The organism is Hymenobacter swuensis DY53 (assembly GCF_000576555.1).
Classification (GTDB): Bacteria; Bacteroidota; Bacteroidia; order Cytophagales; family Hymenobacteraceae; genus Hymenobacter; species Hymenobacter swuensis.
This window is the reverse complement of the sequence record NZ_CP007145.1, coordinates 1,750,956-1,773,754: the sequence shown is the minus strand read 5'-3', so window position 1 is coordinate 1,773,754 and position 22,799 is coordinate 1,750,956. Positions and strand designations below refer to the sequence as shown.

Genomic DNA, 22,799 nt, shown 5'->3' with positions numbered 1-22,799 from the left:
TCCTCCGTGTCGGGTCACACCGCCCTCCATTAGCTGACTGGTTTTTTATTGGCGCATTCGGCCGCCTTCTGTCCCCTTGTTTTGAGGAAGCAGAGGCGGCCTTTTTAGTGCCCTCGGCCCGGCAGGAACTGGTTTTTTACTCTCGTGCGTATGAGCTACCCGTTACTTACCGTGCCGCTTTCGTGGGCCGTGCCGGCCGATGCAGGCTACGACTATTATACCTCTTTCTACGTGCTGGCGTTTGGCCTGAACCTGCTACTGCTACTGCGGGAAGGCTGGCGGCGCGGCTACCCCATGCGCTCCTGGCTGGTGGTGCTGGCCTGCTCCTCCCTCGCCTTCATTCTGGGCACCAAGCTGCTGGCTTTTTCGGGCCCTGAGTGGCAGTTGCTGCTGACGACCGGCCACTGGCCCGTGTCCGGAGCCCGCTCGGTGCTGGGCGGCGCCGTGAGCGGCACGCTACTGCTGCTATTGCTGCGCCGCCCGCTCGGGTTCAGCTGGCATATGTTCGACGCCTTTGCCCTGCCCATGTGCGTGGCCCTGACCATTCAGTGCGTGGGCTGCGTGCTTACCGGCTGCTGTTTCGGGGAGGCCACGGCCGGGGGCTGGGGCCTCACGTACGCGCCCGGCACTTGGCCCTACGTGGCCCAGGTTGTGCAAGGTGCCATTCCGGCAGGCGCGGCCCATTCTCTACCGGTGCATCCGACGCAGCTCTACACCTTATTGCTGTGCGCGGGTGTGGGGGCGCTGCTGATATGCACGCGGCATAAGCCCTGGCCGGGCGGCAGCCGCAACCTGCTGCACCTGGGCCTGCTGCTGGCTGGCCGCTGGCTGATTGAGTTCTGGCGGGACGCAGCCGGTGAGCCGGTAGGCGCAACGTTGCATAAGCACGGCGGCCTGACAATGAACGAGTTGCAATGGGCACTACTGGTACTGGTGCCCGTGCTGTTGGGCCTGTGGGCGTGGCAGCTGCGCCGTAAGTCGGCTACCGTGTATCCGCACTACGAGAAGCTCCCGACAGCCCGGCCGGCCCTAAACCTGCTGGCCGTGGCCGGCCTGCTGCTGGTTACGGGCTGGTTGGGCAGCTCGGCCCTCAGCCTTCCCGAAATCTTGGTGATGAAAGCCCTGCTGTTTACCGTACTGGTGCTAGAAGCCGGGACCGCGCTTCGGGGCTCCGCCCGGCAGTTTCAGCCGGCCCGGGTGGCCCTGCCATTTTGCCTGGTTGCGGGCGTAGTGGTGTTAACCAGCCAGGTACCGGTTGATTCAGTGGGCGCGGCCGAGTCGTACAGCACCATCAGCGCCGGGTTTAGCACGGGCTCGTTTCAGCGGCAGCAAAATACCGGCGGGGGCTGCGGGGGAGCCTCGCAGTTGCAGGAGTACCGCCACCGCTACACCACCGGCACACTCGACTACACCCACACCCGTCTCCCGGGCACCGACGTAAATGGCCGCGTCCACAAGGCCGAGGTCACCTGGGGCATTCGGCTGCATGCCGGCGTCGATCATCAGCAGCCAACTTCCGACAGCCTTATCTATCAACTTGACTACCGGCCGGACAACTTACTCATCTCCTTTAACCCCTATGCGCAGCTGGACCGCAAATGGTTGGGCGTGGGCGTGGGCGTGATGGCTGGCAACTTAGGGTTTCACCGGATTTACTATGGCGACGAGCCAAGCATGCTGGATGGCCAGGCGTCGTTGCGGGTAGGGCCCCGGCCCCAGTTGTTTGCCATTGCCGACTACAACTTTCTGGGCTACGGATCGGCCAACCCCCAACACCGGCTGGGACTGGGCACCGGCTTCGGCGGTACGCGCTGGCAGGTGGTAGGCGGCGCAGCCCGGGCCAGGGACTACGATATTGCCGAAGGCCAGAGCCGGTGGTCAGGGTTTCTGGAAGCACGGGGCAACCTCACGCCGCAGTGGCAGGCCAGCAGTTTTGTTACGCTGGGCAATCCCAACCAGCAGCAGATCGGTTTGCGGTTCGGCTACCGGTTGCCGAAAAACTCCACCCGCCGCTGATAAGCCGACGGTAAGCAGGCTATAAACGCGAAGTGAGACTTTCGTTCCGGCATCATGCCTCAGGAACGAAAGTCTCACTTCGTGTTTGTCGCCTTTACGTGCGGAACGCTACGCCTAGATTTTCTCCGGCAGCAGCGTGGATTCGTTGAAATTGCCCAGAATTGGCTTTTCGCCTTCCGTTACGGCTTCTACCAGCAGCGCGCCGCCCACGAAAGCTCCTTTCCAGCTCTCACCGAGGCCGCCGAATACTTCTTCCCGGTCGCCGCGGCTGCGGAGCTTGTTGATGCCCATTTTGAAGGCGCGCACTTCCTTGGCCGTGCGGGCGGCCCATTTCTCGTCGTCGGAAGCCAACGCGCCCACCAGGGCCCCGTTGCTGATGTTCATTTCGCCCACCAGCTCCTCCACGCGGTCAACCAGCACAATGCTGTCGATGGGGCCGAAAGGCTCCTTGAAGTACAGCTCGCTCTGGCGCGGCAGGTTCACGAGGGCGCGCGGGGCACGGTAGGCGCTCCTGTCTTGGCCGGGCAGGAACAGGCTGTCATCGAGCTTGCCTTCGTAGATGGGCGTGGCCCCGGTTTTCAGCGCGTCGGCGTAGAGGCGGTCCAGGTCCTCGGCCTGGGCCCGGTTGATGACGGGACCGAAGGCCAGATCGGGCAGCTTGTCGTCGGCCGAATCGACCAGCGTGGGGTTGCCTACTTTCAGGCCTTTGATGGTGTTCCAGTAAGTTTCCACGAACTGCGGGAACAGGCGGCGCTCCACCACGAAGCGCACGTAGGCCGTGCAGCGCTGCTTGCCGTAGTCGTAGCCCTTCTTGAGCTGGTCGGAAAGGCCGTCCCAGTCCGAGAAGTTCCAGATGCCGTAGGTGTTCACGCCTTCCATTTCCAGCATGTAGCGCTTGTGCTCCGAGCTGAGGGCATCAGCAATGTTACGGCCGTTGTAGCGGCCACCCACGAACGAGAGGCAGTCCACGGCGTCGTTTTTCACCAGCACGTCGCTCAGCTCCCCGCCCGAGCCGCTCACCAGCGTGACGGGCAAACCGCAGCGGCGGGCAATGGCGAAGGTCAGGCTCAGGGAAATAAAGCCGCCGTCGGTGGGCGTTTTGGCAATGACAGCGTTGCCGCACAGCGCCTGCACCAGCACCGCGTGCAGCAGCACCGACATCGGGTAGTTCCAGGAGGCGATGTTGCTCACCAAACCCAGCGGCTTGCGCGTGCCCAGCATGCTTTCGATGTTGTCCACGTACCACTGCACGCCCTCAATGGCGCGGTCGATATCGGTGAAGCCCAGCTTGTAGGTTTTGCCGATTTCCCACATCAGCAGCTTGCCTACTAGGTCCACGTTGTCGCGGAGCTGGTTGAGGCAGTCCTGCACGCGGCGCTTGCGCTCGTCCAGGTCCACGCGGGCCCAGTCGGCGGCTTCTTTTTTGGCGGCCGTCACGGCACGCAGGGCGGTGGCGTGGTCGAGCATGGGCAACCAGCCGAGCTGGGTGCCATCAATGGGCGAGATGAACTCGCGGGGTTTGCCGGGCTCCTGCCAGCGGCCTTCCATCAGGTTGAGGAACCCGTGGCCGTCGGGGGCGAAGATTTCGGGGGTTACACTTTTGGTCTGTTGCAGCAGGAAGTTAAACTCAACCTGCGGAGAAATCAGTTTTGCCATGAGGGGGAAAGGTGTAGGGTTGCAGTGCGCCCCGGCGGCGGGAGGTCCGGCCGGCACGTTGCGCGTCAAGGTACACGGTTCGAGCAAATCGCCTAAACCACAAGCATAAACTATCTGGAGTTTCTACGGGTTTACCTCCGCTTCGGCCGCGCCGGCCAACAGTCTGGCTACCAGCTCGGGAGAACCCACAAATAATGGACTGCGCTGGTGAAAGTCGGTGGGCTCCACGTCGAGCACCGGCCCGGTGCCGGTTTCGGCCCGGCCGCCGGCCTGCTCAATCAGGTAGGCCAGCGGGAAGCCCTCATAGAGCAGGCGTAGCTTACCCTCGGGGTTCTTACGGGTGGGCGGGTACAGGTAGATGCCGCCCGTGAGCAGGTTGCGGTGGTAGTCGGCCACCAACGAGCCCACATACCGCCCACTCTGGCCCTGGCGCTTGCACTCCGTCAGATAGGAGCGCACGTACTCGGGGTAATCGAACCAGTAGCCCTCGTTGCAGCTGAACACGGTGCCGGTGGCCGGAATCCGGATATCGGGGTGCGAGAGGAAGAATTCGCCCAAGGAGTTTTCGTAGGTGAAGCCCGCCACGCCATGCCCGGTGGTGTACACGAGCATGGTGCTGGAGCCGTACAGGATGTAGCCCGCCGCCACCTGGGTGCGCCCGCCCTGCAAAAAGTCCTCGGGCCCGGCCGGCTGCCCCACCGCCGACACGCGGCGGTAGATGCTGAAAATGGTGCCGATGCTGATGTTGACGTCGATATTGCTGGAGCCGTCGAGCGGGTCGATGGCCACCACGTACTTGCCCTGGCAGTTGCCGGTATGGATGATGTCGTCCTCCTCCTCACTGAGCACGGCGCAGGCCTCGCCCCCGTTGGTCAGGGCCCGGATGAAGCGGATGTTGGCTTCCACATCGAGGCGCTGCTGGGCTTCGCCCTGCACATTCTGCTGGCCCATGCTCCCGATGATGCTGGTGAGGCCGGCACGGTTCACCTCCCGGTTCACGATTTTCCCGGCCAATGCAATGTCGCGCAGCAACTGGCTCAGCTCGCCGGTAGCAAACTGAAACTCGGCCTGCTTGCGCATGATGTAGCGCTCCAGCGTGGTACCTACCGGCTGGGCAATGGTGTTTTCGGTTGTAAGATTCATGCAGAATAGGGAATGCAAAAAAGGCGGCCCCGGTCCGGCGGCTGCAAGCCGTCGGGCCGGTCGTCGTTCGGGCCATCGGCACGAGGCCGTGGCAACATCAGCTAGCGGCAACCGGCCCGACGGCTTGCAGCCGCCGGACCGGGCAACTTGTCAGCTCTTGGCGTCGGGCTGTTTCTGGCTTTGCCAGAGCACTACCTGCCAGCCTTTTTTGGGGTCTTTGATTTGCACCACCACGTACTTGAGGTGAGCTAGGTTGGGCGTGCCGTCGGGCTTATTGGGCAGGGTGATAGTAATGGTGCCGTTGACCACGGCGGTGTGGCCGTCTTGGTAGGCGCGCACGTTCAGGGCTTCCACCTCAATCTTGTCGTACTGGCTTTTGCCGTCACGGATGCTCTGGAGGTATTCCTGCTTGTTGTTCTGCTTGCCGTTGGAGTGCGTGTACACCAGGTCGTCGGCAAACACCCGTTCCAGCACGGCGTAATCCTTTTTCACCTGGGCCTCGAAACGCTGGCGCTCCAGCAGCTCCACTTCTTTGGCAGCGGCCTGGTCTTTTTTGGTGGCCTGGGCGAAGGCATAGAACGGCCCGGCCAGCCCCAGCAGGGCCAGCAACAGCAGTAGTTTTTTCATAGCTTGGGAAAGAAGAAAAGGTTAGGCCGCGGGGGCCGCGTCGAGGTCGATACGCTTCATGCGGGGGGCCAGGAAGTGCATCAGCACCCAGGCCAGCAGGTAGGCCGCGCCGCAAATCCAGAACATGATGAAATAGGCCTTATCGAGCTGCCCGATGCTTTCGTAGTACACGAACATGCGCTTCTGTACCAGCGCCGACAGCACGATACCGCCGAAGCCCCCGGCCATGCCCCCAATGCCCGTCACCGAGGCCACGGCTTTCTTGGGAAACATATCCGAGACGGTGGTGAAGATATTGGCGCTCCAGGCCTGGTGAGCCGCCGCCGCAATACCAATCACCAACACCGCCAGCCACATATTTACCTGCCCCAGTTGCTGGGCAAACACAATCGGGAACACGCACAAGGCAATGAGCAACATGCTGGTTTTGCGGGCCCGGAACGGGGCCCAGCCGCGCTTAATGAAGTTGAGCGGAATCCAGCCGCCGCCCACGCTGCCCACGCTCGAGAGCATGTACACCATGGCCACGGGCAAAGCAATATCAGTGCCCTTGAGGCCGTACTGCTTGCTGAGGAAATCGGGGAGCCAGAACAGGTAAAACCACCACACCGGGTCGGTGAGGAATTTGCCCAGCACGAAAGCCCAGGTCTGGCGGAAGGTGAGCAGCTTAAACCACGACACCTTGGGCTCGGTAGTAATGGCCGCGGCGGCCTGGTCGTCCACGTCGCTGTGGATGTAGTCGAACTCGGCCTGGGTGAGGCGGGCTTGGCGGGCGGGCACTTCGTAGAGCCAGAACCATAAGGCCAGCCACACGAAACCCAGCGCCCCGGTAATCACGAAGGCCCATTTCCAGCCGATGGTTTCGGCAATGAGCGGCACCGTGAGCGGAGCAATAATGGCCCCCACATTGGAGCCCGAGTTGAAGATGCCGGTAGCCAGGGCCCGCTCCTTCTGCGGAAACCACTCGGCCGTGGTTTTGATAGCGGCCGGAAAGTTACCGGCCTCCGTAACCCCCAGAAACGCCCGCGCCACCGAAAAACCGATGGTGCTGCTCACAAACGCGTGTCCAATGGCCGCCAGACTCCACAGAAAAGTAGACAGCGCGTAGCCGATTTTGGTCCCGAGCTTATCAATAACCCGCCCCACGCCCAACATGCCCAGCGAATACGCCAGCTTGAAGGCAATTTCTATGTTAGCGTAGTCGCCCGCGTTCCACTTGAACTCGGTTTCGAGGTAAGGCTTAAGCAGGGAAATAACGGCCCGGTCGAGGTAGTTGACGGTAGTGGCGAAAAACACCAGCCCGCAAATCGTCCAGCGGTACCGGCCGAGGCCGGTAGTTGGCGGCGCGGCCGGGGGCGCGGCGGCGGAAGTCTGTATCATGGCGCTCATGGGAATTCGGGGGCTGATACTGGAAAGGGAATTTGTAGCAGCCGGCCGTTGGGGCAACCGGCTGGCACTGGACAGGGTATCTGGCGCTGTCGGCATAATCGGCGCTGTCATCCTGAGCGGAGCGAAAGACCTTATCCCGTTAACACGGCTCGTTCAGGCGTGAGAAGGTCCTTCGCTCCGCTCAGGATGACACGGCGGTTTGGGCGAAGGCTAACAGATCGGCAATCTGCCGGCTTAGCGCCTCGGTATCATCGGGGTTCTTGAAGAGTTGGGAGCCCATGCCTACCACGTTCACGCCGGCCCCAAACCACTCGCGCAGGCTGGCTTCAGTGGGCTCCACGCCGCCGGTTACCATCAGCGGCACCGTAGGCATCGGCCCGCGCAGGCTTTTGATAAAGCCCGGCCCGAGCACGTTGCCGGGGAAGATTTTCACGAGAGCCGCGCCCAGGCGGGTGGCCTGGAATACTTCCGAAACCGTCATGGTGCCGGGCAGCCAGGGCGTACCGCTGCGGCGGCAGGCATCGGCCACGTCGGCCGTAAGGCAGGGCTGCACCACGAAGTCGGCTCCGGCCCGGATGAAGCGGTTGGCCTCCTCCGCCGTGTAAATGGTCCCGATGCCCAGCAGCATATCCGGGCAGTGGTCGTACACGTAGGCCACCAGCTGCTCAAATACATCAAAGGCATTGCTGCCCCGGTTGGTAAACTCAAACACGCGCAGTCCGCCCGCGTAGCAGGCAGCCAGAATCCGCTGGGCAAATGCCGCGTCGGCGTGGTAGAACACCGGCACCACCGGGTAGCGCAGCACGGTTTCGAGGATATACTCGGGGGAGAAGCGGGGCATGTGTTGTTGAGCTATTAGTTGCTGTTTTCTTGTCATGCTGAGCATGTGGCGAATCAAGCCAGGGTGCGCAGCCGCAGTTAAAGCATCTCTACCGCTTCGTTGTAAGGCTAATCAGACGAAGCGGTAGAGATACTTCGGCTGCGCTCAGCATGACGTTCATCGCCGCCACCCTTACCGCAGCAGGCGGCCGGTGGTGTTGCCGGCCACGATGTGCTCGACTTCGGCGGCGGTTACCAGGTTGATGTCGCCGGGGATGGTGTGCTTGAGGGCGGAGGCGGCCACGGCAAACGTGAGGGCCTGCTGCACCGTGGGGTAGGTTAGCTGGCCGTAGATGAAGCCGGAAATGAAGGAGTCGCCGCCCCCGATGCGGTCCACCACGGGGTTGATGTCGAAGAACTCGGTTTCGTAGTAGTCGCCGCCGCTGAAGGCCAGGCCTTGGATGCGCTCATGCGAGGCGCTGCGGGTGTCACGGCGGGTGGCAATGACCGTCCGGATCTGCGGAAACCGGGCTATCAGCTGCTCGCTCATCGACACAAAGCTGTTGTCGGTATCGGGGACGGCCCGGATGCCGAACAGGTCCTCGGCGTCGCCTTCGGTGCAGACTATTAGGTCGCAGCCGGCTACCAGTTCGGGCATCACGTCCTGGGCGCGCTGGCCGTACTGCCACAGGTTGCGGCGGTAGTTCACGTCGGCCGATATGGTGAGGCCGAGGCGGCGGGCGGCGGCAATGGCCTCGCGGGTGGCCTGGGCCGCCGTGGCCGAAATGGCGGGCGTGATGCCCGTCCAGTGCAGCCACTGGGCATTCCGGAATACCTCGTCCCAGTTAAACCACTCGGGCTGCAGGTTGGCAAAGGCCGAATCGTAGCGGTCGTACACGATGCGGCTGGCCCGCAATGAAGCGCCTACTTCCAAGAAGTATAGCCCCAGCCGCTGCCCCCGAAACACGCAGTGCTGCATGTCCACGCCGTGGCCCCGGAAATGCTGGGCGGCGGCCTGGCCCACGGCGTTATCAGGGAAGCAGCCGGCGTGGGCGGCCGGCACGCCCAGGTAGGCCAGCCCGGCAGCCACGTTGGCGTCGCCGCCGCCGTAGGTGATATCCAGCGAACTGGCCTGCGACAAGCGGTTCTGCAACGGCGGCGACAACCGCATCATGATTTCACCAAAGGTGACGACTTGCTTCATGTGAGGGATGCTGGGGAACAAAGCTAGAGCTAGCTCCCCTCCTTGGAAAGGAGGGGCTGGGGGTGGTTGAAGAGGGAAGAACGATTACTAGAGCTAGTGCTTCAAGGGCTGTTCAACGATTGTCAACCACCCCCAACCCCTCCTTTCCAAGGAAGGGAGTTGACGTTCTTACACCGCGGCCGTTTCGGCGGGTACTTTCTCGAAGCCGAAGTAGGCTTTGGCGTTGTGGTAGCAGATGTTCTGCACGATGCTCCCGAGCAGTTCCAGGTCGTGGGGCAGCTCGCCGTTTTCCACGTCCTGGCCCAGCAGGTTGCAGAGCACGCGGCGGAAATACTCGTGGCGCGGGTATGAAAGGAAGCTGCGCGAATCGGTGAGCATACCCACGAAGCGGCTCAGCAGGCCCATGTTGCTCAGGGCGTTGAGCTGCTTTTCCATGCCATCCTTCTGGTCCAGGAACCACCAGCCAGAGCCGAACTGCACCTTGCCCGCCACCGAGCCGTCGTTGAAGTTGCCCACCATCGTGGCCATCAGCTCGTTGTCGGCGGGGTTGAGGTTGTAGAGGATGGTTTTGGCCAGCTTGTCCTGCCCGTCGAGGCGGTCGAGGAAGGTGGATAGCGCGCGGCCCTGCGAGAAGTCGCCGATGGAGTCCCAGCCAGTATCGGGGCCGAGCTGGCGCAGCATGCGGGCGTTGTTGTTGCGCAGCGCGCCCAGGTGGAACTGCTGGGTCCAGCCCTTTTCCCAGTCCATTTCGGCCAACAGAATCAGCAGGGCCGATTTGAACTGCACTACCTCGGCCGGGATCAGTTCTTTTCCTCCCCGAATCTTCAGGAAGATGTCGTTAATTTCTGCGTCAGTGTAGTCGGCGGCGTAGAGCTGCTCCAAGCCGTGGTCGGAAAGGCGGCAGCCCAGGGCCGCGAAGTAGTCGTGGCGCAGGCGCAGAGCCGTTTGCAGGTCGTGGTAGGTGTGGATGTCCACGGCCGCCGACTGGCCCAGCTTGTCGAGGTAGGCATTGTAGCTGGCGGCGTCCTCCACGGCCATAACCTTATCGGGGCGGAACGTGGGCAGCACCTGAATTTCGAAGCCGCTGCTTTGCAGGGCGCGGTGGTGCTCCAGGGAGTCAGAAGGGTCGTCGGTGGTGCAGAGGGCCTCCACGTTCATCTTGCGCAGCAGGTTGCGCACCGAGTACTCGGGGGTTTGCAGCAGGGCGTTGCACTGGTCGTAGATGCGGCGGGCCGAGGCCGGGCTCAGCAGCTCCGTGATGCCGAAGTAGCGCTGCAGCTCCAGGTGCGTCCAGTGGTAGAGCGGGTTGCGCACAGTCTGGGGCACGGTTTCGGCCCATTTTTCGAACTTCTCCCAGTCGGAGGCGTCGCCGGTGATGTAGCGTTCGGGCACGCCGTTGGTGCGCATAGCCCGCCACTTGTAATGGTCACCGTAGAGCCACACCTGCGTAATGGTGTCGAACTGCCGGTCCTCGGCAATCTGGTCGGGCAGCAGGTGGTTGTGGTAATCAATGATGGGCATCTGCTGGGCATACTCGTGGTAGAGCGTGCGGGCCGTAGCGGTCCGGAGCAGGAAATCCTCGTTGAGAAAGGGCTTCATAAGCGGCAAAAACTAGCGGGTGGTTCCTGGTGGGTGGGAAGGATGGGTCGGTTAAAGATACCGGGTTCCCTCCCCGATAAGTGCCGTTTCCGGCGTCGAAACGCATATTTATCTACGCAAACGTTCCCGGTAGCCGGGGACTTCGTTGTTGGTGAGTGGCCTTCGGTTGTTAGCCCGTCATTCAGAGCACTAACAATCGTCCACCAACGACCAAAAACCAACCTACAGACTCACCCCGCGTTTCCAAGGGATGAAATCTGTCTGGTCGTGGCGGACGGCGGCTACTTCCTCGCCGCTGGCCACGCGCACCACGTAGTCGAGGATGCGGGCGCCGGCCTGTTCGATGGTTTCTTCCCCGTCGATGACGGTGCCAGTGTTCAGGTCGATGATATCGGGCATGCGGCGGGCCAGGGCCGTGTTGCTGCTGATCTTGACGACCGGGGCAATGGGGTTGCCGGTGGGCGTGCCCAGGCCGGTGGTGAACAGCACCACCGTGGCCCCCGAACCCACCTCCGCCGTCGTCGATTCCACGTCGTTGCCGGGAGTGCAGAGCAGGTTCAGGCCGGGCTGCGTCACCAGCTCGGGATAGTCGAGCACGGCCACTACCGGCGAGGAGCCGCCCTTGCGGGCCGCCCCAGCCGATTTCATGGCGTCGGTAATCAGCCCGTCGCGGATGTTGCCGGGCGAGGGGTTCATGTCGAAGCCCGAGCCCACGGCCACGGCCGAGTCGCCGTAGGCCTTCATCAGGGAGCTGAACCGCTCGGCCGTGGCCGTATCCACGGAGCGGTCCACCAACTCCTGTTCCACACCGCACAGCTCGGGGAATTCGGCCAGAATCACGGAGCCGCCCAAGGCCACCAGCAGATCGGAGACGTGGCCCACGGCGGGGTTGGCTGAGATGCCAGAGAAGCCGTCGGAGCCGCCGCACTCCAGCCCGATGCAGAGCTTGCTGAGCGGGGCGGGCTGGCGGGTAGCTTGGTTGGCCAGCATGAGGCCGGCAAACGTCTGGCGCAGAGCCGTGCTGATAAGCGCCTCCTCGGTCCCGATTTTCTGCTGTTCCAAAATATACAGCGGCTTCTGCAGCCCGCCGGGACTGCGCCGGTCAATTTCGGCCTGCAGCATGCTCACCTGCGCGTTCTGGCAGCCCAGACTGAGCACAGTAGCGCCCGCCACGTTGGGGTGGGTGATGTAGCCGGCCAGCAGGCCGCACAGCGTCTGGGCATCTTGCCGGATGCCGCCGCAGCCGCCCTCGTGGGTCAGGAACCGCACGCCGTCCACGTTCGGAAACAGGCGGGGCCGGGCCTGACCGTCCTCGGCCGAGTGCAGATCGGTGGCCAGGATTTCCTCCACGGTTTTGCCGGCCCGCAGCAGGGAAATCAACTCCTGCGTCTGGGGCTGGTAGCTTTTGCGGCGGGCGTAGCCTAAGTCGTTTATCAGGGCTTCTTCCAACACCTGAATGTTGCGGTTTTCGCAGAACACCAGCGGAATTACCAGCCAGTAGTTGGCGGTACCCACGCGACCATCGGGGCGGTGAAAGCCCTGGAAGGTGCGTTCCTGCCACTGGCTTACTTCGGGGGCGGGCCACTCCGGGCGGTGTTGGCGGTGCTCGTCGTAGCTGTCGGTAGCGTGGCGCATGTTACTGGTGGTGAGCAGGCCACCCACGCCGATGGCCTGGGCCGCTTTGCCCACCAGCACGCCGTACATGTGCACCGGGTCGCCGGGAGCCAGGAACTGCAGGGCCAGCTTGTGCTTGGCGGGTATCTTTTCGGTGGTGGTTACGGTGGTGCCGTCCCACGTCACGGGCGTGCCCACCGGCAGGTCCTGCAGGGCCACCAGCACGTTATCGTCGGGGTGAATTTTGGCTACCAGGTGTTTCATTTTTTATTGGAGCAGTTAAGCTGATAAACCGTCATGCTGAGCGAAGCCGGAGGCGTAGTCGAAGCATCTCTACCGCTGGCTAACTCAATCGTGAGAACGAAGCGGTAGAGATGCTTCGGCTTCGCTCAGCATGACGTTCTTTTGGGGTCGCGTCTTTACACTGCCACCGGCTTGCGGTTGAGGGCGTGGGCGACGGTGGCGGGGGCACCCAGCTCCAACAGCTGCTCCAGGTAGCGGGTCACGCAGTCGGCGAAGCCGGGGAGCAGCAGCAGGTCGTGGCCCCAGAGGGTTTGGTTGTGCAGCACGGTGCGGGTCAGCTCGGCGGGCTCCAGGCGCTGCCAGAGGTCGGCGAAGTAGCTGGCCTTTTCGTCCTGAATCGGGTAGGGCTGGCCGTTGGCTTCGCCGTACCACACGCCTCCCTCCTGCCGGGTGGCGCGCATGAAGCGCAGGTAGGCGGCAAAGCCCAGGGCTATGTAATGCGGCACGGCCTGCAGCTTGCGGTGGTAATGCAGCAGCGTGGGCACGCAGCGCATCTGCAGCTTAGCCGTGTAGTTCATCGAAATCGAGAGCCAGCGGTGCTCGATGGCGGGGTTGCGGAACCGGTCGAGGACCTGCATACCGAAGCGCTGGCCCACTTTCTCATCCACGGCGTACGGGATGCCGGGCAGCAGATCCCCCAGCATCAGGTTGTGAATGAAGCCGGCCAGGTCGGCGTCTTCCATAGCCTCGCGCACGGTGGGCAGACCGGCCAGGAAGGCCAGGCCGCAGCTGAGTGTGTGCGTGCCGTTGAGCAGGCGCAGCTTCAGCTCCCGGAACAAGTTGATATCGGGCTGTACCACCACGCCGGCGTCGGCCTGCTCGAAGCTGAGCACCTGCTTCACCCGGGCGTCGCCCTCAATGGCCCAGAGCGTGTACACCTCCGACATGGTCAGTAGCTCGTCGTGGTAGCCCAGCTCGGTTTCCAGGGCCGTTTGGGTGGCCGCGTCGGGGCGGCCGGGCACGATGCGGTCCACCAGCGAGTTGCACACCTGATTGGCCGTTTCCAGCCAGTCGATGAACTCGGCGTCGAGGTTATTGCGGTGGGCCTGCTCCAGCAAAATGCTTTCCAGCTTGCTGCCGTTTTCCGGAATCAGCTCGGTGGGCACAATCACCAGGCCGCGGGTTTTGTCGCCCTGAAACGCGTGGTAGCGGGCCAGCAGAAACGCCAGCAGCTTGCCCGGAAACGACTGGGGCGGGCTCTGGGTGATGTCGTCGGAAACGAGCTGGATGCCGACTTCGGTGGTGTTGGAAATGACAACCGTCAGCTCGGGGTTGGCGGCGCAGGCCAGGATATCGGCCCACTGGCTTTTGGCCGACAGCACCCGGCTAATGGCCCCGCACACCACGTTTTCGGAAATTTCCCGGCCGTCCTCAATGCCCCGGATGCCGAGGGTGTAGAGGCCGTCCTGGCGGCGGAAGGCGTCGATGTCGCCGCCGTCGGTGCTTTTCACCACCACAATGCGGCCGTTGAAGATGCCCTGGCGGTTGGCTTTGTCGATGAGGTAATCGGGCAGGCCGCGCAGCAGCACGCCGGTGCCGAATTGCAGCACTTTTTCGGGCAGGTTCAGCAGGTCAGCCGACGGCAGGGCCACGGGGCCGGCGGCGGCCGGCGAGAGAAGTTGACGGGAAAGTTGCGGCATGATAAAACCGTTAGTTGTTGCGGCCCTGCGGGGCGTTGCTGTTCCATTTTTGCTGCCAGCGCGGGTAGTCGCGGCTCAGCAGCTTGGCGGGCCACACGCCGGCGTAGGCGTAGCCGGTGCGGCGCTCGTACTCGATGTCGGCGAGGGCCGCACGGGGCTGCGAGTCGCGCCCCACGTAGATGGGCTGGTTGGTTTTCAGATCGTAGAAGCGGGCCCAGATAACGGAGCCGGCCTCGGGCACCAGCACCCGGTCGAAGCCTTTCGGCTGCTTGGGGTCGGGCTGGTCTTTCACGGCGAAGCCCTGCAGCTTCACCGCCTCCAGCCAGGCCACGGCGGCCTCCACCGATTTTCTGATGGCGGGCGTGGGGTTCTCCGTGTCCATCAGAAAGCGCACGATGTTCACGGTTTCCATGCCGCTGAGCGCGGCCAGCTCAAAGGCGCGGGCCTTGGCCGGCAGTAGGGTTTTCTCGTCGTGCTGAGCGCACCAGGCCGTCAGCGTGCCGTTTTGCACATACTGGGTTTTCAGGATGCACTCGATGCCGCGGTTCACGGCCTGCTGGGCGGGCTCCGTCAGCGCGGCGTCCAGCACTTCCAGGCCGTTGGCGCGGCGGCTCACGTCGCGCAGCACCTGCAGGGCCCGAATCATGGCGTCGTCGTTGTAGGTAATCTGGTGGCGGTAGCTGCTCAGGTCGGGGTAGTACTGCGGAAAGCCGCCGTTGGGGTACTGCATCTGCAGCAGGTAGCGCACCCCTTTCTCGGCGGCAGCCCGGTAAACGGGGTTGCGGGTGGTGGCAAAAGCCCCGGCCAGGTAGCGGATTTCGCGGGTGGTAGCCTCGTTGTCGATGGTGGCGTCGGGCTTGCTGGTGATGGCACGGGCAGCGGCGCGCTCGGCGGCCGTCAGCGGGTGGTCGTATTTCACCTTCACCTCGTTCACCGCCTTGGGCCAGCCGCCCACGGCGCGCTGGTACACCAGCATCCGGTCGGCCACCGAGTCACGCAGGGGGGCGGCCAGCGCGGCGGCCGTGGCGTTGGGCAGCGCGGCCGCGCCGGTTTCGGCGGCTACCAGCGTCTGGCGGGGCAGGCCGGCGTACTTATCGGGGCCGGGCGCGGCAGCCTTCAGCGGCACCGTAGCCGGCCGTTTCGATTTAGGATACCAACGGCCCCCGAAGGTCCAGTCGGCCGAAACCTGGCGGGCTTTGGGGCTGCCTTTGGCCGCGCTCAGGTTGTCCTGGAACCAGGCGTAGTCGCCGCCTTCGCGGTGGCAGCCGGCGTAGTACACGCGGCGGCCCCACTGCTTGGCCCCGGGCCCCGATTCGGCCCAGTAGATATCGGCATCGGCCATTTCCTTGGCGAAGCGGCAGTTGATGAGGTAGAACTGCGCCTCCCGGTGGAAGCGGCCGAGCTTGAAGTTTGGGTCGCCCTCAAAGCGGCAGTTTTTCAGCACCGTTTTCTGGTCTTCCTCCCCCGAGCCATCGTGCCAGATGGCGGCGTTGGGATTGTGGCAGATGAACCGGCAGTTTTCGGCGTAAGCCCAGCCCCGGGGGCAGTAGAAATCCACGCCGCCTTCCATCGTGCAGTCCTGAAAGTAGTACAGGCCGGCGTCCACGTCCCAGGGGCTCACAGTGTCGCCGCCCAGGGCCCGGAAGGTGCAGTGCTTCACGATGAGGCGGGTGGTACCGGGCATGGTGCGCAGGGCCATCTGGTGGCCGGTTTTGCCCACTTTACGCTGGCCGCTGGGCTCCTGGGGGCAGGGAATGAGCACGTCGCCGGCGGCCTCGAAGCCATAAGGGTTCAGCACCGTGAGGTTTTCCAGCGTGATGTCGGGCGAGTTGCGCAGATTGAGGGTGGCGGCCCCGAAGTCGTCGGGCCCACCGGCCGGGTCGCAGCGCCAGGCGTCACGGGCCTGACTGTAGGTCAGCACCACGCCCTTTTCGCTCTGGCCTCTGAGGATGATGTTCTGCTTGCCATCGAGCAGCACTTTCTCGCAGTAGGTGCCGTTTTTGATGTACACCGTGCGCGGCTTGGTGGCCTCGTTGGGCAAGCTGTTGAGCGCAGCCTGGATGGTCCGGAACTGCCCCGAACCATCCGCTGCCACCGTTACCTGCTGGGCTCGGGCCGTAAAGATTCCCATTTCCCCAACCCCCACCAGCAGGAACAGCAAGGTCAATACTCGTTTCATAGACAGTAGGCGTCAGCCGCCGCGTTTACACAAAATCTTCCCGCATGGGGCTGAACGAATCGAGCAGCACGCCGGCTTCCAGACACTCCACGCCGTGCCACACGTTGGGCGCGGCATAGAACGTTTCGCCGGCGCGCAGCACCATTTCCTCCTCCCCCACCACGCACCGGAACACCCCGCTTTCCACGTAGGTAATCTGGCTGTGCACGTGCTGATGCCGCGCCCCGATGCCGCCGGTTTCAAACCGCACTTTCACCAGCATCAGGTCAGGCCCGTGGGTCAGTACCCGCCGCTGTACGCCGTCGGCCACGGTCAGCCAGGTTTCGTTGTTCATGGTGAGTTAGGATGAGATGGAGGAGTATTAGACCGTCATGCTGAGCTTGCCGAAGCATCTCTACCGCTTCGTTGGATTACTACCACAACGAAGCGGTAGAGATGCTTCGACTCCGCCTCCGGCTACGCTCAGCATGACGGCCCATTGGCCAACAGCCAGCAGCTAGCAGCTGAATTAGTAGCCGAAATTCTGCTTCAGGGCTGGGTCGGCGGCGAGGGTGCTCTGCGGGATGGGCAGCAGTTCCTTGCCCTGGCCGGGCACGTACTCGGCGGCGAGACCGGAGCCGATGCTGGTGGCCGTGGCTGTGCCGACGGTGGCGGTGGTACCGGTGGGCCGGGTATTGGCAATGTAGGCCGCGTCAATGGCCTGGCGCCAGTTCACGCGCACGGTGCCAGTGGGCGCCGTTGCGGGGGCCGGACGGTAGAAGGAGCGCGCCCACTGCACGTTGCCGGCGGCCGGCGTGCGGTAGTACATGTACTGGGGCACGTTCTGATACGGGGCTTGGTTGAGGGCCAGCTTCAGCAGGTTGGCCTTGGTTTCGGCCAGCTTGGTTTCGAACAGGTTCCAGCGAAGCAAATCGTACTTGCGGATGCCTTCACTGCCGAACTCCAGGTACCGCTCGTTCACCAGAGCGTTGAAGAAACTGGCTTTCGAACTCAGATCCAGGCCGGCCAGGGCGCGGGTGCGGTTGCCGCCGAAGCCGCGGGTGCGTACTTCCAGCAAAGCGTTCTGAGCAGCGGCGGTGGGGCCGTTCAGCTCGTTTTCGGTTTCGGCAAACATCAGCAGCACATCGGCAAAGCGGATGAGCGGCCAGTTGTAGCCCAGGTAGTTGCCGGTGCCCGGAATGGCGGGCGAGTGCCAGTCGCGCCGGAACTTGCCGTCGGTAATAGCGCCCAGGGCCACCCCGGTCTGGAAGTTGGTGGCCGGAATGCTGTACGTGGTGATGGTCACGTCGCGGCGGGCGTCCAGCGAGTCGAAGGCGTAAAAGTACGTCGGCACCACCGTCACGGCGCCCTGCGTGGAGCCATAGATGGGCGAGGCGTTCAGGCGCGGGCCGTTGTAGTAGCCCAGCTTGCTGTCCGACGCGGCCGTGGAGCCGCCCATGCCCACCTGGAACATAATTTCGTTGGCAGCTTCAGGACGCTGCTCATTGATGCTCCTGAACAGCTCCAGGAAACTGGCGTTGAGCGTGTGCTCCCCCCGGTTGGCCAGCAGGCCGGCGCACTCGTCGCGGGCAATGCGGTAGTAGTCGAGGTAGTCGGCGGGGCGCGTCATCTGGTTGCCCTGCAGCGAGTAGCCGCCCCGGTACAAAGCCAGGCGGGCGCGCAGGGCCTTCACTGCCCCTTTCGTGATTCGCTCACTGGCGGCACCGGCGCGGGTGCGCCAGGGCACCAGCTTTTCTGCTTCCAGCAAATCGGCAATCAGACGGGTAAGCGTGGCGTTGCGGTCGGCGTTGGGCAGGTTGAAATCCTGGCCCGAAACCGAGGGCGTGAACTGCGCGGGCACGTCGCCCCAGTTGCGGATCAGCTCAAAGTAGTACTGAGCCCGCAGCGTGAGCACCTCCCCGTGCAGGCGGTGCAGGGCGGCTGTATCGGCGGCGGTACCGCCATTGTAGAGGGCCATCTGCGGAATCTGCTGAATGCAGATATTGCTGCGCTCCACGCCCTGGTACAGCGTATTCCAGGGGTTCGTGATTTCGGTGTTGGTAGCCAGCGACCGGTAGCGGGCAATGCTGCGCCGCGCCCCGTCAGCGGCCCCCGACGACCCGATCATCTCGTCGGAATCATACGGGAAATAGGTGCTGATGCGCTGGCCGTAGCCCGGGTCGCCCGAGAGCGGGTCGTAGGCCCCGATGACGGCGGCCGTGGCCCCGGCCACGGTGCTGAAGGTGGAGGCCGTGGTGTTCAGGGCCAGCGCCTCCACGTCGAGGAAGTCTTTGCAGGAGGTGATTACCCCGGCGCTGCCCGCCAGGGCCAGCCCGGCCAGTGCGGCCCGAACGGAAACAAAGGATTTCATAGTGCGGTGAGCAAAAAGCGGGTGGGAATTACAGGGACAGGTTCAGGCCGAACAGGAAGGCACGGCTGCGCGGGTAGGCCGCGTAATCAACGCCGGGCGTGAGCGGCGACGAGCGGCGGGTGTTCACCTCCGGGTCGTAGCCGGTGTATTTGGTGAAGGTATATAGGTTGTTAAGCGTCACGTAGAAGCGCAGCTGCTGCACCTTGGCCCGGGTGGTCAGGGCCTTGGGCAGGGTGTAGCCCAGCGTCACGTTGTTGATGCGCAGGAAGGAACCATCCTCCACGGCCCAGGAGTGCAGGAAGTAGTTGCGGGTGGGCGTCCAGATGCTGGCGTTCTGGTTTACCTGGCGCAACGTAGCCAGATCGGTAATGGGCGTGCCGTCGGCGTTGATGGTGCGGTAGCGGTCCTCCATCACATCCAGCACGTTGCTGAACACGGTATTGGCCGTGTTGGAGGTGAACTCCAGCTTGTTGGCGTTGTAGATGTCGTTGCCCAGCACGAAGTTGAGGAATACGCTGGCGTCGAAGTTATGGAACGTGAACTGCTGGTTCAGGCCGCCGGCCACCTTGGGGTTGGCGTCGCCGATAACCGTCTGGTCCTGGTCGTTGATCAGGCCGTCCCCGTTCAGGTCCTTGAGCTTGATGAGGCCGGGACGGAAGGCCGTTTCGCCGATCAGACCCAGGTTGTTCACCAAGCCGGCCTTGGGCGTCCAGGTCTGGGTAGTGGTGTTGTAGGTTTCAAAGTCGTCGGCGGTCAGGTAGCCGTCCGTCACGTACCCGAACATCTGCCCCACCGGCTGGCCCACGCGGGCCACGTAGTCGCGGTTGAGGGCAGTGCCAGCCCAACCCGAGGCAATACCCGGAATTTCCTCCAGCCCCGAGCCCAGGCTTTCAATCTTGCCCCGGTTCAGGGAGGCGTTGGCCGTGGCCGTCCAGGTGAAGTTGGGCTTGCTGACGATGTTACCCGTCAACTGCAGCTCGATGCCCTTGTTGGAGGTTTTGCCGATGTTCTGGAGCTGGCTGGTGTAGCCCAGGAACGGCGGAATGGGCCGGTTGATGAGCAGATCGGTCGTGGTGTTGTAGTAGATGTCGCCGGTAAACTGCACCCGGTTGTCCCACAGCGCCAGGTCCACTCCGAAGTCGCGGGAGGTGGTTACTTCCCACTTCAGGTCGGGGTTGGGCAGCGTGGTGGCCGAGGAGCCCAGCACCTGCAGGTGGTTGAGGTAGTACGGCGCGTTGCCGGCCCCGAACAGCTGGTCGTACAGGAAGTCGTTGATGCGGTTGTTGCCGGCCTGCCCGTAGCTGAGGCGGAATTTCAGGTCCGACACGGCCGGTACGCCCTTGAAGAACTCCTCCTTGGAAATGCGCCAGGCCACCGATGCGCCCGGGAAGTAGCCCCAGCGGTTCCCGTCGCGGAACTTCGACGAGCCATCGGCCCGGAACGTGCCCGTGAACAGGTATTTATCATCAAATGAGTACGTCAGCCGGCCGAAGCCCGAGAGTAGGCGGTAGTCATTCGGGATACTGGTATTGGGCAGCACGGGCTGGGCCGTTACGCCGGCCGGCAGCACACCCTGGTTGATGTTGGCCAAGGCCCGCTCAGCGGTAATATCCAGCGGCAGGTAGTTGGTCTGGATGTATTGCTGCTTGGTTTGCTGCTGGTAGGTTTCCTCGCCCAGCAGCACGCCAATCTGGTGCTTGCCGGTGGCCAGCGAGTAATCCAGCACGTTGCTGTTATTGAACGTGAGCTGGTTGGCCGTGGTGATGGTGGCAAACGGCAGGTTCAGGTAGCCGCCGGCCGCCTGCCGGATGGTGGGCGAAAACCGGCCGTTGAACGTGCTCAGGTCGAAATTGGTGATGTCGATACCGGCCGTAGAGCGGAAGGTAAGGCCCTTCATCAGCTCCAGGCCCACGTTGCCCCCGATGTTGAAGGTGCGGCGCTTGTCACGGCGGTACTCGCTGTCGATGGTGATGAGCGGGTTGACCAGCGAGGAGTTGGTGAAGAAGTCGTCGTCGAAGGTGTTGGGGTCCACCACCACGCCCGAGGAGTTGGGCACCGAAAGCGGCATGTACTGCACCGTGTTGCGCAGGCGGGAGGTCACGCTGGAACCCGAGGTAGAGGTGCCGGCACCGTTGGTAATCTGGTCGTTGAAGCGCAAATTCAGGCCTACACGCAGCTTCTCGGTGGCTTTGGTATCGAAGCGGAAGTTGACCAGGTTGCGGGTGTAGTCGGAGCCGCGCTGGATGCCGTCCTCGTCGTTGTGGGTCAGGCTCAGCGAGTAGGTGGTACCCTTCACCCCGCCGGCTACCGACAGGTTATGCGTCTGCTGGAAAGCGTCGCGCCCGAAAATCTCATCCTGCCAGTCAATAAACGGGGCTTGGCGGGCGCGGGTGAGCGTGTCGCTCATATAATTGCGCGAGCCAAACAGCTTGGCGAACGTGCTCAGGCCGCCCTGCCCGGCCGCGCCGGCTTGCTGGGCGCGCTCAAACTGGTAGTTGAGGTAATCATCGGGCTTGAGTACACCTAGCTTCTTGCTGATGCGACGGAAGCCGGCAAAGCCGTTGTAGCTGATGACGGTTTTGCCCTCGATGCCCTTTTTGGTGGTGATAATCACGACGCCGTTGGCCCCGCGCGCCCCATAAATGGCCGTGGCCGAAGCATCCTTGAGCACGTCCACAGAGGCAATATCCTGGGGCGCAATCACGCTCAGCGCGTTTTCAATTTGGATGCCGTCCACGATATAGAGCGGCGAGTTGTCCTGGGTAATAGAGCCCCCGCCCCGCACCCGCACCCGCACGTCCTGGTTGCCGGGCGTGCCTTCCGATGAGGTCAGCTGCACGCCCGCCAGCCGGCCGGTCAGGGCCTCGGCGGCGGAGTTTACCGGAATATCCTTGATCTGCTGGGCACTCACCGACGATACCGAGCCCGTCACGTCGCGGCGCTGCACGGCCTGGTAGCCGATGACCACCACGTCGTCGAGCGTCTTACTGTCCTCCTTCAGCGCTACGCTGAAGTCGGTTCGGTCGCCTACTGCTACCTCGAACGGCAGGAAGCCGATGTAGCTGAAGCGCAGGGTGGCGTTGGCAGGCACGGCCAAGCTGAAGCGGCCTTCGCCGTCGGTGCTGGCGCCGGCAGTGGTGCCTTTCACCACCACCGTCACGCCGGGCAAGGCCTCGCCCTTATCCGACTTAACAACCCCTTGAACGCGACGTTCCTGGGCCCAGGCGGGAGCTGCGACGGCCGCCAACAAGGGAGCCAGCAACAGTAGATTTTTTTTCATGACGAACTGGTGTGGGAATTGGTGTGGGAACTGGTGCTGCGCGGGCCTGGGGAGCTAGCGCAGTTCCGCAATAGGCGCGGGGTCCATGTCGGTGTACTCCTGGTTTTCGCCGCCCATCCCCCAGATGAAGGTGTAGCCGGCCGTGCCGCAGCCCGAGTGAATGGACCACGGCGGGGAAAGAATGGCCTGCCCCTCACCTACCCACAAATGGCGGGTTTCCTGGGGCTGGCCCATGAGGTGCAGCACGCGCTGGCCCTCGGGCAAATCGAAGTAGAGGTAGGCTTCCATGCGCCGGTCGTGGGTGTGGGCGGGCATGGTATTCCAGACGCTGCCGGCGTGCAGCTGCGTGAGGCCCATCACCAGCTGGCAGCTTTGGATGCCTTCGGAGTAGATGTACTTGTAGATGGTGCGCTGATTGGCGGTTTCCAGCGCGCCCATGGTCACGGGCGTGGCCTCGGCCTGCGTGAGGCGGGTGGTGGGGCAGCTGGCGTGAGCCGGCGTGGAAAGCAGGTAGAACTTAGCTGGCGTGGCGGATTCAAGGCTGGCAAAAACCACTTCTCGGGCACCGCGACCCACGTACAGGCAGTCCTGGCGGCCCAGCTCGTAGGCGGTGCCGTCCACCGTCACGGTACCAGCCGCCCCAATATTGAGGATGCCCAGCTCCCGGCGCTGCAAAAAGAAGTCGGCTTTCAGATTAGCGGGGTTTGGCAACGCAATGGGCGCGGCCGTGGGCACCACGCCACCCACCATCATCCGGTCGTAGTGCGTGTACACCAATTGAATATCACCGGCCACAAACAGGTTTTCGAGCAGGAAATTCTCCCGCAGCTCGGCAGTGTTCATTGCCGCTGTTTCGCGCGGGCCGATGGCGTAATACTGACGCATGTTTGAGTAACTGAGTAAGTGAGTAGCTGAGTAGCTGAGTAAGGGCAGAGTAACTGAGTAAGTGGAGTAACTGAGTAGTTGTATGTGCTGATGTC

15 protein-coding genes are annotated in these 22,799 nt (G+C 63.2%); 1 reads left to right on the top strand and 14 read right to left on the bottom strand.

Going from position 1 to position 22,799, the window contains the following annotated elements; translation table 11 throughout:
- Positions 1 to 150: 150 nt before the first annotated feature.
- Positions 151 to 2,016, top strand: a complete 1,866-nt coding sequence (locus tag HSW_RS08990; protein WP_044001659.1) for a prolipoprotein diacylglyceryl transferase family protein — start codon at positions 151 to 153, stop codon at positions 2,014 to 2,016.
- Positions 2,017 to 2,130: 114 nt separating this feature from the next.
- On the opposite strand, the gene HSW_RS08985 is transcribed toward HSW_RS08990, so the two are convergent.
- From HSW_RS08985 to kduI, 14 genes are all read right to left on the bottom strand, one after another.
- Complete coding sequence (locus HSW_RS08985) at positions 2,131 to 3,672, bottom strand: aldehyde dehydrogenase family protein (protein WP_044001658.1); 1,542 nt, start codon at positions 3,670 to 3,672, stop codon at positions 2,131 to 2,133.
- Positions 3,673 to 3,795: 123 nt separating this feature from the next.
- A complete protein-coding gene (gene fbp, locus HSW_RS08980; RefSeq protein ID WP_044001657.1) occupies positions 3,796 to 4,815 on the bottom strand; it encodes a class 1 fructose-bisphosphatase in 1,020 nt (339 codons plus the stop codon).
- 150 nt (positions 4,816 to 4,965) lie between these two features.
- Positions 4,966 to 5,442 carry a nuclear transport factor 2 family protein gene (locus HSW_RS08975; RefSeq protein WP_044001656.1) on the bottom strand — a complete coding sequence of 159 codons (477 nt, stop codon included), beginning with the start codon at positions 5,440 to 5,442 and terminating at the stop codon, positions 4,966 to 4,968.
- Positions 5,443 to 5,463: 21 nt separating this feature from the next.
- On the bottom strand, positions 5,464 to 6,822 hold the full coding sequence (locus HSW_RS08970) for an MFS transporter (protein ID WP_052346801.1): 1,359 nt from the start codon (positions 6,820 to 6,822) through the stop codon (positions 5,464 to 5,466).
- A gap of 190 nt (positions 6,823 to 7,012) precedes the next feature.
- Positions 7,013 to 7,672, bottom strand: a complete 660-nt coding sequence (locus tag HSW_RS08965; protein ID WP_044001655.1) for a beta/alpha barrel domain-containing protein — start codon at positions 7,670 to 7,672, stop codon at positions 7,013 to 7,015.
- 171 nt (positions 7,673 to 7,843) lie between these two features.
- Complete coding sequence (locus HSW_RS08960) at positions 7,844 to 8,854, bottom strand: sugar kinase (protein ID WP_044001654.1); 1,011 nt, start codon at positions 8,852 to 8,854, stop codon at positions 7,844 to 7,846.
- Positions 8,855 to 9,022: 168 nt separating this feature from the next.
- Positions 9,023 to 10,453, bottom strand: a complete 1,431-nt coding sequence (gene uxaC, locus HSW_RS08955) for a glucuronate isomerase (RefSeq protein WP_044001653.1) — start codon at positions 10,451 to 10,453, stop codon at positions 9,023 to 9,025.
- A gap of 222 nt (positions 10,454 to 10,675) precedes the next feature.
- Entirely contained in the window at positions 10,676 to 12,331 is a 1,656-nt protein-coding gene (locus HSW_RS08950) for a UxaA family hydrolase (protein WP_044001652.1), read from the bottom strand.
- A 155-nt stretch (positions 12,332 to 12,486) separates the two neighbouring features.
- On the bottom strand, positions 12,487 to 14,010 hold the full coding sequence (locus HSW_RS08945) for a tagaturonate reductase (protein WP_044001651.1): 1,524 nt from the start codon (positions 14,008 to 14,010) through the stop codon (positions 12,487 to 12,489).
- Positions 14,011 to 14,020: 10 nt separating this feature from the next.
- The gene (gene pelA, locus HSW_RS24735) at positions 14,021 to 16,189 is read right to left on the bottom strand and encodes a pectate lyase (RefSeq protein WP_231501379.1); all 2,169 of its coding nucleotides are present in this window, start codon (positions 16,187 to 16,189) and stop codon (positions 14,021 to 14,023) included.
- Between the two features lie 25 nt (positions 16,190 to 16,214).
- The gene (locus HSW_RS08930) at positions 16,215 to 16,523 is read right to left on the bottom strand and encodes a cupin domain-containing protein (RefSeq protein WP_044001650.1); all 309 of its coding nucleotides are present in this window, start codon (positions 16,521 to 16,523) and stop codon (positions 16,215 to 16,217) included.
- A gap of 174 nt (positions 16,524 to 16,697) precedes the next feature.
- The gene (locus HSW_RS08925; RefSeq protein WP_044001649.1) at positions 16,698 to 18,539 is read right to left on the bottom strand and encodes a RagB/SusD family nutrient uptake outer membrane protein; all 1,842 of its coding nucleotides are present in this window, start codon (positions 18,537 to 18,539) and stop codon (positions 16,698 to 16,700) included.
- Positions 18,540 to 18,567: 28 nt separating this feature from the next.
- Complete coding sequence (locus HSW_RS08920; protein WP_044001648.1) at positions 18,568 to 21,819, bottom strand: SusC/RagA family TonB-linked outer membrane protein; 3,252 nt, start codon at positions 21,817 to 21,819, stop codon at positions 18,568 to 18,570.
- Between the two features lie 54 nt (positions 21,820 to 21,873).
- A complete protein-coding gene (gene kduI, locus HSW_RS08915; RefSeq protein WP_044001647.1) occupies positions 21,874 to 22,704 on the bottom strand; it encodes a 5-dehydro-4-deoxy-D-glucuronate isomerase in 831 nt (276 codons plus the stop codon).
- Positions 22,705 to 22,799 lie beyond the last annotated feature (95 nt).

Excerpts from the sequence above, each read along its gene's own strand:
- HSW_RS08990 (WP_044001659.1), top strand. The coding sequence starts at position 151 with ATGAGCTACCCGTTACTTACCGTGCCGCTTTCGTGGGCCGTGCCGGCC.
- HSW_RS08985 (WP_044001658.1), bottom strand. The coding sequence starts at position 3,672 with ATGGCAAAACTGATTTCTCCGCAGGTTGAGTTTAACTTCCTGCTGCAA.
- fbp (WP_044001657.1), bottom strand. The coding sequence starts at position 4,815 with ATGAATCTTACAACCGAAAACACCATTGCCCAGCCGGTAGGTACCACG.
- HSW_RS08975 (WP_044001656.1), bottom strand. The coding sequence starts at position 5,442 with ATGAAAAAACTACTGCTGTTGCTGGCCCTGCTGGGGCTGGCCGGGCCG.
- HSW_RS08970 (WP_052346801.1), bottom strand. The coding sequence starts at position 6,822 with ATGATACAGACTTCCGCCGCCGCGCCCCCGGCCGCGCCGCCAACTACC.
- HSW_RS08965 (WP_044001655.1), bottom strand. The coding sequence starts at position 7,672 with ATGCCCCGCTTCTCCCCCGAGTATATCCTCGAAACCGTGCTGCGCTAC.
- HSW_RS08960 (WP_044001654.1), bottom strand. The coding sequence starts at position 8,854 with ATGAAGCAAGTCGTCACCTTTGGTGAAATCATGATGCGGTTGTCGCCG.
- uxaC (WP_044001653.1), bottom strand. The coding sequence starts at position 10,453 with ATGAAGCCCTTTCTCAACGAGGATTTCCTGCTCCGGACCGCTACGGCC.
- HSW_RS08950 (WP_044001652.1), bottom strand. The coding sequence starts at position 12,331 with ATGAAACACCTGGTAGCCAAAATTCACCCCGACGATAACGTGCTGGTG.
- HSW_RS08945 (WP_044001651.1), bottom strand. The coding sequence starts at position 14,010 with ATGCCGCAACTTTCCCGTCAACTTCTCTCGCCGGCCGCCGCCGGCCCC.
- pelA (WP_231501379.1), bottom strand. The coding sequence starts at position 16,189 with ATGAAACGAGTATTGACCTTGCTGTTCCTGCTGGTGGGGGTTGGGGAA.
- HSW_RS08930 (WP_044001650.1), bottom strand. The coding sequence starts at position 16,523 with ATGAACAACGAAACCTGGCTGACCGTGGCCGACGGCGTACAGCGGCGG.
- HSW_RS08925 (WP_044001649.1), bottom strand. The coding sequence starts at position 18,539 with ATGAAATCCTTTGTTTCCGTTCGGGCCGCACTGGCCGGGCTGGCCCTG.
- HSW_RS08920 (WP_044001648.1), bottom strand. The coding sequence starts at position 21,819 with ATGAAAAAAAATCTACTGTTGCTGGCTCCCTTGTTGGCGGCCGTCGCA.
- kduI (WP_044001647.1), bottom strand. The coding sequence starts at position 22,704 with ATGCGTCAGTATTACGCCATCGGCCCGCGCGAAACAGCGGCAATGAAC.